This is a genomic window from Echinicola sediminis (assembly GCF_054777495.1).
The window spans coordinates 1-13,121 of the sequence record NZ_BAAHAP010000122.1 but is presented as its reverse complement, the minus strand read 5'-3'; the positions used below and the strand labels follow the sequence as shown (position 1 = coordinate 13,121).

Sequence of the window (13,121 nt, the reverse complement as noted above, 5' to 3'; positions counted from 1 at the left end):
CCCTACCTTAGAACGTGTCAAGAAGTTGGAGCAGTCAGGGATCATCAAAAGCTATCATGCCAAATTGGATCCAGAAAGGATCGGTTTAGGGGTGAGCACCTTTGTTTTAGTAAGCTTGATTGGACACAACAAAGCCAATATAGATGCCTTTATGAAGGAAATTAATGCTGTTCCAGAAGTGATAGAGTGTCACCATATTACTGGTACAGGGGATTTTATCCTGAAAATTATCTCTAAAGACATTAATTCTTATCAGAAATTGATGTTGGAGAAGGTCAGTGAAATCAAAGAAGTGGACTCTATGCAGTCCATGGTTATTCTTTCTACCTTCAAAGACAGTAAAGTATTGCCAATCCCTTTGTAAGAAAATAAAGTAACAATACAGGAAAGGGTGGCTTTAAGTCGCCCTTTTTTTTTACCCTGCGCAACCTGTTTGGACAAGCATTCCATGTTTTGGCCAAACAAAATGTGGGGCAGAAATTTAATCATTCAATGTATTATGGAAAGTAATCCGTGGAAGACTAAAAGCAAAAGGTCAGTTTATTCCAATCCTTGGATAGAGTTGGAGGAACATGAGGTGGTGACCCCTGCGGGGACCGATGGTTTATATGGCAAGGTGAAGTTCAAGAACAAAGCGATGGCCATCGTTCCTGTGGACAGTGATTTGAACACCTGGTTGGTGGGGCAGTACCGCTATACCATTGATGAATACAGTTGGGAGATTCCAGAGGGCGGAGGACCGATAGGTGAGGACCTGCTGGATAGTGCAAAACGAGAACTGAGAGAGGAAACCGGAATCAGGGCAGGGAAGTGGTCCGAAATCATGCGGTTCCATACTTCCAATTCTGTAACAGATGAAGAGGGGTTTGCGTTTTTGGCCGAGGAACTGAGCATGGGGGAGACTGAGTTTGAGGATACCGAGAAAATCCAGGTCAGGAAGCTTCCTTTAAAAGAGGCGGTGGACATGGTGATGTCCGGGGAGATCTCCGATGTAATCAGTGCTGCAGTCCTGTTAAAAGTGGCCAGGATGTTAGGGGTTTAGTTTGAGCTCTGGGCAATTTATAGTAAACGTAGAAGTAGTAATTTTAGAAGGGTTTTGTCATGCTGCGGAGAATGAATTTTAAGAAGCATTTTTCCCGTACCTATCACTTGGCCTATCCGGTGATGTTAAGTCAGCTAGGTCATGTGATGGTAGGGGTGGCAGATAGTATGATGGTCGGGCGCTTGGGCGCTGAGCCGCTTGCTGCTGCCTCATTGGCCAACAGTATTTTTTTTGTGGTCATGATGTTCGGTACAGGGATTTCTATGGCCATAACGCCCTTGGTGGCTGCTGCAGATGGAGGAGGGAAGTTGCTTAAGATCAGCAGGATTTTCAATCATGGTTTTGCAATTAACGGCTTTGCCGGCATTTTCCTGTTCTTGTTGATTGTACTGGCAGCGCCTTTACTTCATTATATGAACCAGCCCGAGAAGGTGGTGGATTTGGCTATTCCCTATTTGGGGATCATCACGCTGTCGCTTATTCCTGTGATGTTTTTTCAGACCTTTAGGCAATTGTTGGAAGGCCTCAGTCAGACCAAACAGGCGATGATGATCACGGTCCTGTGTAATCTGGTGAATATCTTTTTGAATTGGGTGCTGATATTTGGTCATTTGGGTTTCTCCCCAATGGGCTTGAACGGCGCAGGATGGGCTACATTGATTTCGAGGGTGCTGATGGCGCTGATCATATGGTTGTATGTTTGGAGGGCCAAGCGGTTTAGGCGCTACAGCATCAGGTTTGACTTTAAGCGGCTTTATTTTCCCATGTTTTCAAAAATGCTGAAAATAGGAGTGCCTACGGGCTTTCAGTTTGTTTTTGAAGTGGGGGCTTTTAGCGCTGCGGCGATCATGATGGGCTGGATCGGGGCAAATGCCTTGGCGGCACATCAGATAGCCATCAACCTGGCCTCCATCAGTTATATGATGGCCATGGGACTATCGGCAGCAGCTATGGTCCGCGTGGGCAACCAGTTGGGTAAAAATGATATTAAGACATTGAGAGAGGCCGGGTTTACGGTTTTTGGTATGGTGCTGATACTGATGGCTGTATTTGCCTTTTTGTTTGTTGTTTTGAGGAATTACCTGCCATTGCTCTATATTGATGAGGTCAATGTGGTTGAAGTGACTGCCAGTTTGCTGGTTATTGCCGGTTTGTTTCAGCTTTCTGATGGGGTTCAGGCAGTTGGGCTTGGGGCATTGAGAGGAATGGCTGATGTGACCATGCCGACGGTTATTACCTTGATCGCCTACTGGGGGATAGCACTGCCTTTGGGATATTTTCTGGCTTTTCATTTGGGCTTTAAAGAGCAAGGGGTGTGGTATGGTCTATTGATAGGTTTGACCATCACCGGAGGTTTGTTGCTGTATCGCTTCCATCGCATTAGCAAGAAACTCCTTACCAAGAAAGAGAAAGCCCTTCCCGTTGGCTGAGGAAGGTAAAACCTTGATAGACTCCCTATCCCATTTAATGACCGTCCGCGTAGAGTGGTCGGGACAGGTATTGCTGGAAACTGCTATTTTCTTAACCATAAAGGAGTTAGGTGACGCAATTTTCCGATCCTCAGGCCGTCACGAAAAGAGGTGCAAAGACGTTTTGATTCTACTTATATAAGTCAAGCAATGGTTATAAAGGCATGGAAAGACGGGGCAGCATGGTTAGTCCCGTCTTTTTGTTTTATATTCACCCATTATTTGCTGTTTTTAACCTAACAAACCATGAGTGCAAACCAAGAACTGGCCAGGACATCGGCCTTCTCAAGAACCACTATCACCGAATTAATGATTCCTTCTTATGCCAATTTTGGCGGTAAAATCCATGGAGGGATCCTCCTTTCGTTGATGGATAAAGTGGCCTATGCTACTGCTAGTAAACATAGCGGGGCTTACTGTGTAACTGTGTCAGTCGATACAGTAGACTTTTTGCAGCCAGTGGAAGTGGGGGAGTTGGTGTCCATGAAAGCATCCATCAATTATGTGGGCAACAGTTCCATGGTGATCGGGATTAAGGTGGTATCCGAGAATGTGAAGACGGGGGAGATGAAGCACACCAATACCTGTTATTTTACCATGGTGGCAAAAGGAGAAGATGATAAGCCTACCAAAGTGCCTAAGTTGATCCTGGAAACCGCTACCGATGTCAGAAGATTTGTAGAGGCGATCTACCGAAGGAAGTTCAAGCAGAACTATGAGACCAACCTGAATGAGATCAAGGAAAATTGGGAGAAGCAGGACATCACTGCTTTGCTCCAAAACCAGCGATGCATCAATAAGGTAGAAGAGGCGTCCTAGGTCATTTGTGGCTGTCGGTGTTTAGTTGAAAAAAGATAGATCAGCGCAATCAGGGCACCGGCCCCTCCAACCAAAAACACCAAAGGGAAATTTTGGCTTTTGTTGGCGTACAGCCAGCCGGAGGCCAGCGCGCCCAGGCCAATGCCTGCCTCCAAGGCAATGTACATGGTGGCCAAAGCCCTGCCCCGGAAATCCGGCAGGGAAAGGTCAATCGTCCAGGCGGCAATGGTCGGCGAGGTCATGCCTATGGCAAAACCGAAAAGAACACCGGAAAACAGCAGCATGTTGCTGGATTCGCTCAGGGCAATGGAGGTCATGGCCAAGGCAAGGCAGAGAGTGGCCATTTTCAGTACCGGGATCCGGCCATATTTGTCCGAGGCCCTTCCTGCCAATAGGCGTATCACCAGAGAACTGAGGGTGAAAACTGCAAAGAAGATGCCCTTGTTGTCAATGTCCAGGAAGGCCGAGAAATCGGGGATGATGGTCAGGATAATTCCAAAGGACAGGTAGCAAAAGAATAAAACAAAGGAGGGGGCAAAGACCCTTTTTTCGATAATCTCATTCTTTTTTAGAACAAGGTGACGGAGTTGCGGGGGCTCCGTTTCTTCCACAGTTTCTTTCAGCCTGGCCAGTAATAGGATAGCAATCAGGGCGACTGCCGAAGAATAGTAAAACAATGGAGTAATGCCGTAGAGGTCAGCGATAAAACCTCCGATGGCCGGTCCAGCGGCCATGCCCAAGGAGCTGAAAAGGGATTGCAGTCCCATGGCTTCCCCGCGCCTGTTGAAGGGGACGATGTCTGCTACATAGGCTGATATTCCCGTTGGGGTAAAACCTGTAGAAAATCCGTGGAAGAACCTTAAGCAGAGAAAGCCTGCCACCCCACTGATCAAAGGGTAAAGAAGGCTGACCAACAAACAGACTCCTGCTCCAAAGATCATTACAGGTACCCTTCCTATCTTATCCGCCAGTTTGCCGCTAAAGGGCCTGGAGAGACCTGCGGTCAAGGTAAATAGGGAAATGATCAGGCCTTTGTAATCTTCGCCTCCCAGACTTGTCAAATATTCGGGAAGTTCGGGGATGATCATGTTGAAGCTGGCAAAGAATAAAAAAGAGCTGATACAAAGCTGCAAGAAACGGCGGGTTAAAAAAGGAGGGATGATGCTGTAGCGTTTCATGGTCATCTGATCAATTAAACAGAAAAGCACACCGGTTTTCCGGTGCGCTTTATCATGATGAAAATGATGTTTGATTAATTTTCACTGGCTCCCTCTTCGCTTTGGGCCAAAAGATAGGCTTTGATGAAGTCATTGAGGCCTCCGTCCAGTACGGTCTGTACATCGGAAGTTTCGTGTCCTGTTCTCGCGTCCTTTATCAGTTTGTAAGGATGAAGGACATAGTTCCTGATCTGGGAACCGAAATCGATTTTCATTTTTCCTGCTTCGATTTTGGCTCTTTCAGCATTCCGCTTTTCCATTTCCATTTGATAAAGCCTGGACTTTAGCATCTGCATGGCTTTTTCACGGTTGGCAAGCTGGGAGCGCTCCACTTGACAGATGACCACAATACCGGTAGGCTTATGGGTCAGTTGGACCTTTGTTTCCACCTTGTTTACATTCTGCCCGCCGGCTCCTCCCGATCTGGAGGTTTGGAGTTCGATATCGGAGGGGTTGATCTCAATTTCAATGGAATCATCCACTACCGGGTAGACATAAACGGATGCAAACGAGGTATGGCGTCTTCCACCGCTGTCAAAAGGTGAAATCCTTACCAGTCGATGGACTCCTATTTCTGATTTAAGGAAGCCATAGGCCAGTGGTCCTTCAAATTCCAAGGTGACAGATTTGATACCCGCCACGTCGCCTTCCTGTAGGTCCACTTCTTTTACCTTGTAGCCGTTTTTCTCTCCCCACATGATGTACATTCTCATCAGGATAGAAGCCCAGTCGTTGCTTTCTGTTCCTCCGGCGCCAGGGTTGATTTCCAGTAGGGCACTGAGCTGGTCCTCCTCGCTGCTGAGCATTTTCTTCAGCTCCAGGTCTTCCAGTTCATTGAGTGCTTTTTGGTAATCTCTTTTGATTTCTTCTTCCTCTACGTCACCTGCAGTGTAAAATTCATAGAGAACTTCCAAGTCTTGGACCTGCGTTTCGGCGTTTTCATAAGCAGAGGTCCAGGATTTTCTGGCCTGGATTTGCTTCATGGTCTTTTCGGCCTCTTCTGGATCGTTCCAAAAGTCAGGTTGGGCAGAAACTGCCTCTAAATCTTCTATTTCAGCTTTCTTACGATCGTAGTCAAAGATACCTCCTTAAGGCCGTGATACGCGCCTTCAAGTCTTTCAACTGTTCTGATGTCATAAAATATCCCGTTTAAATTAAAATTTTGAACTGCGAATTTCGGGAAATTTTACGGTTTTACCTAATGCCCCGCAAAGGGTTTGGGCGAAATGAACCTGGTCCAGTGTTTGATCATTGATACGTTCAAAGAGGATATCGTCAATAACTTAATGACTTATTGACCCAATAACTAATTGGACGTGTTTTCCGGAATGTCCAGGTCCAGGTAGATGATCTGGATTTTGTTTCTGCCTTCGTTTTTGAAGTACCGCTTTTTGAGTTTGGAGAGTACAAAGCTGCTTGCTATCAGGGCGGAAGAAATGATCAGGCCGCCTTTGGAGTAACTCAAGCGTTTTTCATGGTAAAGACTGTTGATGGTCTCTGCAGTAAGCAGGAGTCCGCCGGCTGCGGCGGCCAAGGTGCTGAAGCTTTTGAGTGTTTGGTTCCGCTCGTCGGTTTTGGAGACATCTACGGCTGCGATCTTTTCAGGGCTGATGATGTTTTCGGAAAGGATGAGGTAATCCCGGGTGATTTCTTTGATCTGGTCATCCATAAAATAACCGATTCCCTTGGGACGGTAAGTGATCCAGTCTCCTTCTTCGTATGTTATGCGCGACTTTTGGTTGGCACCCTTTTGCAGGATCAGGTAGCGTTGGGCATGGCCGGTATTGAGGCCGATCAGCAAAAAGGTAATGGTAAAAGCAGCAAAGGTGGTCAGGAGTTTTCTTCCCATTTTACTAAAAATATTAGATTGACCGATACGGTTAGACGTGGAGGAGGGGATAGATTTAAGGGCAAAGGGCTTTCCCTTTATCGGAAAAGCCCTTTGGTGCTGAGATTATACTTTGGTGATCCAGCCGTGCTCGTCCTCCTGTCTGCCGTATTTGATGGCATCCAACGTTTCCAATACTTTATAAGAGAAGGAGTCTGCTGGTTTTTCAGGGAGAATATAATCCTGGTCACCCACGTGTATCTTGTCAATATGGGCAATGGTGGCGGCAGTGCCGGTGCCGAAAGCTTCCTTCAGCGTGCCGTTTTCCAATGCTTCCTTCAGTTCCTGAAGGGACAGGTACCTTTCTTCCACTTTGAGGGTACTTTCCCTTGCCAAGGTCAAAACCGAATCCCTGGTGATGCCTTTTAGAATGGTCCCTTTGGTGGTAGGGGCAGTGATCAATGTGTCATTGATGATGAACATAACATTCATCGTGCCGCTCTCCTCGATGTTTTGATGGGTTTTGCTGTCTGTCCAAAGCAACTGGTCATAGCCTTGCTTTTGGGCGATCAGGGCAGGATAAAGAGAGCCCGCATAATTGCCTGCTGCTTTGGCTTCACCTGTGCCCCCTTCAGCAGCTCTGGTGTATTTGGTTTCCACTTTTACCGAAACCGGTTTGGCGTAATAATGCCCCACCGGACAGGTGAATATCATGAACTTATACGTGTGTGATGGCCTGATGCCCAAATAGTCATCGGTAGCAAAAATAAAGGGCCTGATGTACAGTGAACAACCAGGTTTGTTTGGGATCCAGCCTCGGTCTACTTCCAGCAGTTTTCTCAGTCCGTCCATAAAGATCTCTTCAGGGACTTCAGGGATGCACATCCTTTTGGCGGATTCGTTCAGTCTTTTTTGATTGGCATCAGCTCTGAAGATCAAGACTTCACCGTTTTCTTTTTTATAAGCCTTCAATCCTTCAAAAACCGACTGTCCGTAATGTAGTGTGGCATTGGCGGGATTAAGCGAAAGCGGTGCATAGGGTTCAATGCTGAAGTTTTGCCATTCACCGTTTTTAAAGTCAGCCACAAACATGTGGTCACTCATTACCTGGCCAAAGGCTAAGTTTTCAAAGTTAGTTCCGGGTAACTTAGAATTGGTGGTTGTTTTTATTTGGATGTCAATTGTTTTGTTCATGGTGTTAAACTCTTGGTTCCCACGTAACTTCTCCTACTTCTAATTCTTTTGAAATTAATCTTCCCAAAACAAATAGATAATCGGAAAGTCTATTTAAATATATGATAATAATCGCTTCAATAGGCTCCATTTCAGCAAGGGCAATGACCCTTCTTTCAGCTCTTCTGCAGACGGTTCGGGCGATGTGGCAGTAAGACACTATCGTGTGTCCTCCTGGTAAAATGAAATGTTTCAATGCAGGGAGTTCTTTTTCCATGCGGTCAATTTCTTTTTCCAGCTGCAGGACATCCTCCTCCGATATATCCGGCTTTTTAACATTTTTTTTGCCGGGTTCAGCAGCGAGCGCCGCTCCGATGGTAAATAGCCTGTCTTGGATTTCTTTTAGAAACCCACTACGTGATTCATTGATTTCCTGATCTCTTAACAGGCCGATGTGGGCATTCAGTTCATCTATTGTCCCATAGGACTCAATTCTTAGATGCGCTTTGGATACCCTGGCCCCTCCGAGCAAAGAGGTTTGTCCCTTATCACCGCCTTTAGTATATACCTTCATTTGATATCTGTCTGGTTGAGATAGTGGTGTCGTATTGGTGTAAAAGGTTCTTTTTCAGTGAAAAGAAAATTTTACGGGTGCAAGACTTGACCAATGAATCAAGACGCAAAATTAAGCATTAACTTTTAATTTTTATAGTCCTGTTCGGTGACAGCTTGAAAATTATTTGTTGTAGGATTCGGGTTGATGGTGTCAGTCTCGACCAGGCCGTCCCGTAGCCTCACGATCCGTTGTGCATAATGTGCGATATCGTCCTCGTGGGTGACCATGATAATGGTATTGCCCTTTTGATGGAGCTCATGAAAGAGGCTCATGATATCATAGGAGGTTTTGGTATCCAGGTTACCGGTCGGTTCATCCGCTAGGATGATGCTGGGGTCGTTCACCAGGGCACGGGCAATGGCTACCCTTTGTCGCTGGCCACCGGAAAGTTCATTGGGCTTGTGGTTGATGCGGTTGTCAAGGCCTACACTCTTAAGGGCCATAAAGGCCTTGTCTTCCCGGTCAGCTTTATTATAGCCGGCGTAGATCAAGGGCAGGGCTACGTTTTCCAAGCAGGAGGCGCGGGGGAGTAGGTTAAAAGTCTGGAAAACAAAGCCGATTTCTTTGTTTCTGATCTCGGCCAGTTCATTTTCAGACATATCACTTACGTCCTTGTTGTTCAGTATATAGGTGCCGGCCGTAGGGGTGTCAAGACAGCCTATGATGTTCATCAAGGTGGATTTGCCTGAGCCCGAAGGACCCATGAATGCCACATATTCACCTTTGTTGATGTCAATAGTGACAGATTTTAAGGCTCTTACCTTTTCAGCCCCCATCACGTAGGTCTTTTTGATATCGCTGGTCTCAATGATCTTCCCCATAATAAAAATGTTCAATGTTCTTTTCCTAAAGATACAGTTTTCGGACAGAATGTGTTAACAATAAAGGTTAATTTATCTAAAAGGCAGTTTTCAGGGCTGAAGCTGCAGTTTTTGAAGACTTTTGCTGTCCGCCCAACCGGAAAGCTGTTGAAGAGCAGCCTCACCATATTCTCCCAATCCGATTTTGTGGCTGTAGTTGATCATTTCCAGCCATAGTAGGGGGTCTGAATTGAAATCTGCAGCATTCCTGAGAAGTTCGTATTTCTTTTCATCACTTTCCAGTTGGTCCACACGCTTCAGTACAAAGGGGCTGAGGTAGGGGTTGGGGTTTGAAATGGAGCTACCGGGGAAAAGTTTTACCAAGGAGCCTTGTGGTACTTCGGATAAAGGTTTTCCTGATGTCAGCACGTCGCAAAGTTGTCGGATGTACTCATGGTCTATCCCCTCTTGTTTGGAGAGGAAGTCCTGCAAAGCACTGATTTCGGCTCTGTCCAGCCAATGTCCTTTCTTAAGCAGGATTTCATGGGCCATGATCGCTTTCAGTGTAGGGGAGGAAAGCTGTTCAAAATCCCCTAAGAACGCTTCTTTGGAAGCCTTATTGAGTAAAGCGAGCTGCCTGAAAAAGACACTTTCCTCGCTTTCCATTGATTCCGAATCCATTTGGACTTTCATCCAGTCGGGGAAATCAAGCTCGTATTTTTCTGCCAATTCAAAGGCCTTTTCAGATTGTCCTCCATAATATAGTACGGGGAGGTATTGGTCTTGGAAGTTTTGGAAGCCGCTTTCTTCTGCCTGAATAAACTCCAAGGCCGCTTTTTCCATGTCCCCTTGACCAATAAGTATTTTAGCCGCCAAGGAATGGTAATAGCCTGAGGAGGTTGAAAAATCAATGGCCAGGCCATTAAGGTATTTAAGTGCTTCTCCCACCTGATTTTCCTGATAGCTTCTGATGACCCTGGAAGTGCGAAGCTGTCTTTCCTCGTAATTTATCCTTGCCACAGAAGCCAGACTATCGAGCTCTTTCAAGTCAGCCTCGAGGGGACGGAAAGGTTTGTTGGTCCATTGATTTCTGAGCATGGCCTGTTGCATGATAGGGGTATGGGCATCACCGGAGGGTAGCTGGAAGTCGGCAAGCTGCCCTTGTGCATTTTTTAATGCCATTAAGTTGGTGTTGCCGGCCAGGTCCTTAGGGCCAAACTCTTCATCAGTGGTCATACGATGCTTGACCATTAAGCCGATTTTGTTGGATTGGGCAATGCTGTTGCTCTGTGAAATGTCCTCCAGCTGGGCCAATGCTTCTTTTGCCTTGTTCCCTTTGCTGTAAAGCAGGGCCAGGTTGTTTTTGATCCATGCATTGTCCGGGTAGATTTCCAATCCTTTTTCCAGGTAATACAGGGCATCAAAATATTTTTCGCGCTTGTGGGCATGGTTGGCGGCCAATATGATTTCATGCACCGAAGGGCTCCATTCCAGGCTTTCTTCTATGTTTTTCCGTGCCAGTGTAGGCTGGTTTTCCTTTTGATAAAGCAGGATGGTGGCCACTTTTGCCTTTTCATTTTTACGGTAGCGTTGCCAGCTGTTTTCAAATAATATCCTTGCCTCCAAGGGCTTGCCCGTGGCATAATAGTAATCAGCAGAGAGATTGGTCGCGCTCGTGCTCAGTTGGGGGGCGATGACCCCGTCGGCATAAACGATTATGGACAAAAGGGCGATGAGGCTTCCAATCCTCATATGGTAATAAGCGAAAAACTTGGGGCGGAAGGTGACATCGGCCAGTGGTTTGCCCGAGTTCATAAATCCGGAGAAGTTGGTAAGCAGGTAGGCAAAAAAGAGCAGGGACATTGCCAGCTGGGTGTATACCAGCCAATGCTCCAGAAAATCCTCCATTGGGCGATTGGCGGAAAACATTGTCTTCCAATATGTCAAGGTGCTGATCGCAAAGCCCAGCCAATAAAAGGACAAGCCTATGATCGGTGAGGAAAATGGTTGGTTGATCTGTCGGAGTTTTTCTTTGACTTCAACGTGTCCGATATACCCCGCCAGCAGAAAGAGCGGAAACAATGGGGGAAGCGCAAACGGAAGTGAGAGACTTCCGACCTTATCCATTAATACAAGAAAGAGTATGAGCAGATAACTGATAGAGAATATGCTCAGGTGCCAGGAAATCTTGATTCCCACTCCTTGGTTAAGGCGGGTAATCAGCAGGAAGAAAGCGCTTATCAGGCTGTGTCCGATGTAAAGGGTGAAGATGGCAGTAATGGCCAAGGCCACCAGGCTGATGTTTTCAGCCATCATCAATGCCGGATCGGTGGTTTCACTGCTGGCAATTAGTCCTGCCATGGTCAAGATGGCCGTAGGGGCAATGATCAACGTTTTCCTGGTCAGGGAAATATGGTCAAAAAAAACATGGAGTAGCATGGCAGGAGCCACTGTCCCAAGTAAGAGTATGATCAGGGCCACATTGCTGCTGATACCGCCGATGTTCAAGGAATTGATTCCACTAAAAGTAAGCATGAAAATGAGCACCGTCATGGCGGCGATAAAATAATATCGCTTGAGGTGGGTGATCAAACTGATGCCCACACTGCACAAAAGCCAGATCAGTGTTCCAAAAACAAGTGTTTTTGTGGTTTGTACGGAAGGTAAAAGCACTTCGAAGTTTTGGAAGACCAGGTAATTCTCGACCTCCAGGGTGTAGTGGGCCAGCCCCCAATTGAAAATGTCCAAAGGGACTTTGGTCATCTCCGTAAATATGCCCGGCTGGATAGGCAGTGCGGTATTCCAGTCAAAAAAGTAATGGTACAGTAAAAGAAAACTGCCAATGACGGTAATGGTGATTGGCAGCCCTTTAAATAAAATTCGGTTGATTAGATCCACTGATTGCTTGCGCATTATTCTAGTACCTTTGGTACGCGGAAATAATCCGAGTCCCGCTGAGGAGCATTTTTTAATCCTTTTTCATGATCCAAATGTTTGCCTACCTTGTCTTCCCTCAGTACATTGATTTCTGAGGACATGGTGGTGATGGGCTCCACTCCCTCGGTATCTACCTGGTCCAGGTGCTCTACCCAGTCCAGGATTTGGGTCATGTCTCTGGTCATTTTTTTGGCGCTGTTTTCATCAAACTCCAGTCTTGCCAAGTGGGCAATTTTCTTCAGCGTATTGTTATCGATCTTCATTGTACTTGTTTTTGGGGTGAAGGTGATCCTTTTGCTCTATCATTTGTGAAACCATTGTCCTTCCATAGCTGGTTTTGTATGGTTTGGAAGCATGTCTCCTTCATAGCGGCAATGGCTTGTTTGGCATCCCCCTCAGGGATTACTGGGGGGTGGATGACCACTTTCACCGGTTTGTAATTCAATAAGAACTTGTTGTCGTCCGGCAAAATTAAATGATTATAGGATAAAGTGACAGGAATTACCGGGATTTGTTTTTCAAAAGCCAAGCTAAACGCGCCGTCTTTGAAGGAGGCCATTTCGGGAGCATTGGTGGTTCTGATACCGCCTTCGGGGAATATGATCACATTGCCGCCTTGGTCAAGGATTTCCTTGGTCCGTTTGAGGGATTCTCCCCGGCTCCTAAAGCTGGCCCGGTTGACGGCGATATGCAGCTTTCTGAACATATAACCGAACAATGGGACTTTTCCCAGGGAGCTTTTACCGATAAAGACCGCGTCTCGCGACATCAGCCCGATTACAGGGATATCCAGGTAGGAGAAATGGTTGGCGATAATGATGTATTGCTTATGGTGCTTGAGGTATTTTCTGTTTTCCACTTTGACCCTGATGAAAAGTCCGGTGAAGAAAAGCCTCGCCCAAATTCCGTTGAGCATCCTTCCATATTTCTTCAGTCTCGGAATTTCGATGGTAATAAAGAAAAAAGGCAAAAGCAGCAGAAAGGAAAGGATGAATATCAACGAACCGTAAAGGGAGTAGATACGTCTGATTAGCAACATGGATAGTTATTGATTGATCATATGGTTGGCTACTTTGACAAAGTAGCTCATCATTAGCTCTTTTACATTTTGGTCAATGTCAAGACGATCAAGGGCAGTCAGCATGTTGTTCAGCCAATGATTTCTCATTTTGTCGTCAATGGCCCATTGAAGATGCCGCATCCTGAGCCTGGGGTGTCCT

The 13,121-nt window shown here is 46.3% G+C and carries 14 protein-coding genes; 4 read left to right on the top strand and 10 right to left on the bottom strand.

The features are described 5' to 3' along the window. The 4 genes from ACYVAA_RS20335 to ACYVAA_RS20320 form a co-directional block, all read left to right on the top strand. On the top strand, positions 1–364 hold a 364-nt coding region (locus tag ACYVAA_RS20335; protein WP_460545335.1), incomplete at its 5' end, for an Lrp/AsnC family transcriptional regulator. Between the two features lie 135 nt (positions 365–499). Further along, positions 500–1,042, top strand: coding sequence for an NUDIX hydrolase (locus ACYVAA_RS20330; protein ID WP_460545333.1), 543 nt, complete (start codon positions 500–502; stop codon positions 1,040–1,042). Positions 1,043–1,113: 71 nt separating this feature from the next. Next, positions 1,114–2,472: an MATE family efflux transporter gene (locus ACYVAA_RS20325; protein ID WP_460545331.1), complete on the top strand. Its 1,359-nt coding sequence runs from the start codon at positions 1,114–1,116 to the stop codon at positions 2,470–2,472. A gap of 285 nt (positions 2,473–2,757) precedes the next feature. Further along, entirely contained in the window at positions 2,758–3,330 is a 573-nt protein-coding gene (locus ACYVAA_RS20320; protein WP_460545329.1) for an acyl-CoA thioesterase, read from the top strand. On the opposite strand, the gene ACYVAA_RS20315 is transcribed toward ACYVAA_RS20320, so the two are convergent. The 10 genes from ACYVAA_RS20315 to ACYVAA_RS20270 form a co-directional block, all read right to left on the bottom strand. Continuing rightward, positions 3,327–4,514, bottom strand: coding sequence for an MFS transporter (locus tag ACYVAA_RS20315; protein ID WP_460545339.1), 1,188 nt, complete (start codon positions 4,512–4,514; stop codon positions 3,327–3,329). The genes ACYVAA_RS20320 and ACYVAA_RS20315 overlap by 4 nt on opposite strands. A 68-nt stretch (positions 4,515–4,582) precedes the next feature. Continuing rightward, positions 4,583–5,684, bottom strand: a protein-coding gene (prfB, locus tag ACYVAA_RS20310) for a peptide chain release factor 2 (RefSeq protein ID WP_460545327.1) whose coding sequence is annotated in 2 segments (ribosomal slippage) — positions 4,583–5,623 and positions 5,625–5,684 — 1,101 coding nt in all. Because the reading frame shifts where the segments join, the coding sequence is not laid out codon by codon here. A 169-nt stretch (positions 5,685–5,853) separates the two neighbouring features. Continuing rightward, the gene (locus ACYVAA_RS20305) at positions 5,854–6,396 is read right to left on the bottom strand and encodes a hypothetical protein (protein ID WP_460545325.1); all 543 of its coding nucleotides are present in this window, start codon (positions 6,394–6,396) and stop codon (positions 5,854–5,856) included. A 105-nt stretch (positions 6,397–6,501) separates the two neighbouring features. Further along, a complete protein-coding gene (locus ACYVAA_RS20300; RefSeq protein WP_460545323.1) occupies positions 6,502–7,569 on the bottom strand; it encodes a branched-chain amino acid transaminase in 1,068 nt (355 codons plus the stop codon). Between the two features lie 4 nt (positions 7,570–7,573). After that, positions 7,574–8,122, bottom strand: a complete 549-nt coding sequence (locus tag ACYVAA_RS20295) for an ATP:cob(I)alamin adenosyltransferase (protein WP_460545321.1) — start codon at positions 8,120–8,122, stop codon at positions 7,574–7,576. 125 nt (positions 8,123–8,247) lie between these two features. Continuing rightward, positions 8,248–8,985, bottom strand: coding sequence for an ABC transporter ATP-binding protein (locus ACYVAA_RS20290; RefSeq protein ID WP_460545319.1), 738 nt, complete (start codon positions 8,983–8,985; stop codon positions 8,248–8,250). 90 nt (positions 8,986–9,075) lie between these two features. After that, complete coding sequence (locus ACYVAA_RS20285; protein WP_460545317.1) at positions 9,076–11,877, bottom strand: tetratricopeptide repeat protein; 2,802 nt, start codon at positions 11,875–11,877, stop codon at positions 9,076–9,078. Next, the gene (gene gatC / locus ACYVAA_RS20280) at positions 11,877–12,164 is read right to left on the bottom strand and encodes an Asp-tRNA(Asn)/Glu-tRNA(Gln) amidotransferase subunit GatC (RefSeq protein ID WP_460545315.1); all 288 of its coding nucleotides are present in this window, start codon (positions 12,162–12,164) and stop codon (positions 11,877–11,879) included. The genes ACYVAA_RS20285 and gatC overlap by 1 nt, the downstream gene beginning before the upstream one ends. After that, positions 12,161–12,940 carry a lysophospholipid acyltransferase family protein gene (locus tag ACYVAA_RS20275; protein WP_460545313.1) on the bottom strand — a complete coding sequence of 260 codons (780 nt, stop codon included), beginning with the start codon at positions 12,938–12,940 and terminating at the stop codon, positions 12,161–12,163. The genes gatC and ACYVAA_RS20275 overlap by 4 nt, the downstream gene beginning before the upstream one ends. Before the next feature lie 6 nt (positions 12,941–12,946). Next, on the bottom strand, positions 12,947–13,121 hold a 175-nt coding region (locus tag ACYVAA_RS20270; RefSeq protein WP_460545337.1), incomplete at its 5' end, for a globin domain-containing protein.

Bases quoted from the DNA above. Each gene is read 5' to 3' on its own strand.
- ACYVAA_RS20290 (WP_460545319.1), bottom strand. From the start codon at position 8,985: ATGGGGAAGATCATTGAGACCAGCGATATCAAAAAGACCTACGTGATG.
- ACYVAA_RS20300 (WP_460545323.1), bottom strand. From the start codon at position 7,569: ATGAACAAAACAATTGACATCCAAATAAAAACAACCACCAATTCTAAG.
- gatC (WP_460545315.1), bottom strand. From the start codon at position 12,164: ATGAAGATCGATAACAATACGCTGAAGAAAATTGCCCACTTGGCAAGA.
- ACYVAA_RS20275 (WP_460545313.1), bottom strand. From the start codon at position 12,940: ATGTTGCTAATCAGACGTATCTACTCCCTTTACGGTTCGTTGATATTC.
- ACYVAA_RS20315 (WP_460545339.1), bottom strand. From the start codon at position 4,514: ATGACCATGAAACGCTACAGCATCATCCCTCCTTTTTTAACCCGCCGT.
- ACYVAA_RS20305 (WP_460545325.1), bottom strand. From the start codon at position 6,396: ATGGGAAGAAAACTCCTGACCACCTTTGCTGCTTTTACCATTACCTTT.
- ACYVAA_RS20325 (WP_460545331.1), top strand. From the start codon at position 1,114: ATGAATTTTAAGAAGCATTTTTCCCGTACCTATCACTTGGCCTATCCG.
- ACYVAA_RS20320 (WP_460545329.1), top strand. From the start codon at position 2,758: ATGAGTGCAAACCAAGAACTGGCCAGGACATCGGCCTTCTCAAGAACC.
- ACYVAA_RS20330 (WP_460545333.1), top strand. From the start codon at position 500: ATGGAAAGTAATCCGTGGAAGACTAAAAGCAAAAGGTCAGTTTATTCC.
- ACYVAA_RS20295 (WP_460545321.1), bottom strand. From the start codon at position 8,122: ATGAAGGTATATACTAAAGGCGGTGATAAGGGACAAACCTCTTTGCTC.
- ACYVAA_RS20285 (WP_460545317.1), bottom strand. From the start codon at position 11,877: ATGCGCAAGCAATCAGTGGATCTAATCAACCGAATTTTATTTAAAGGG.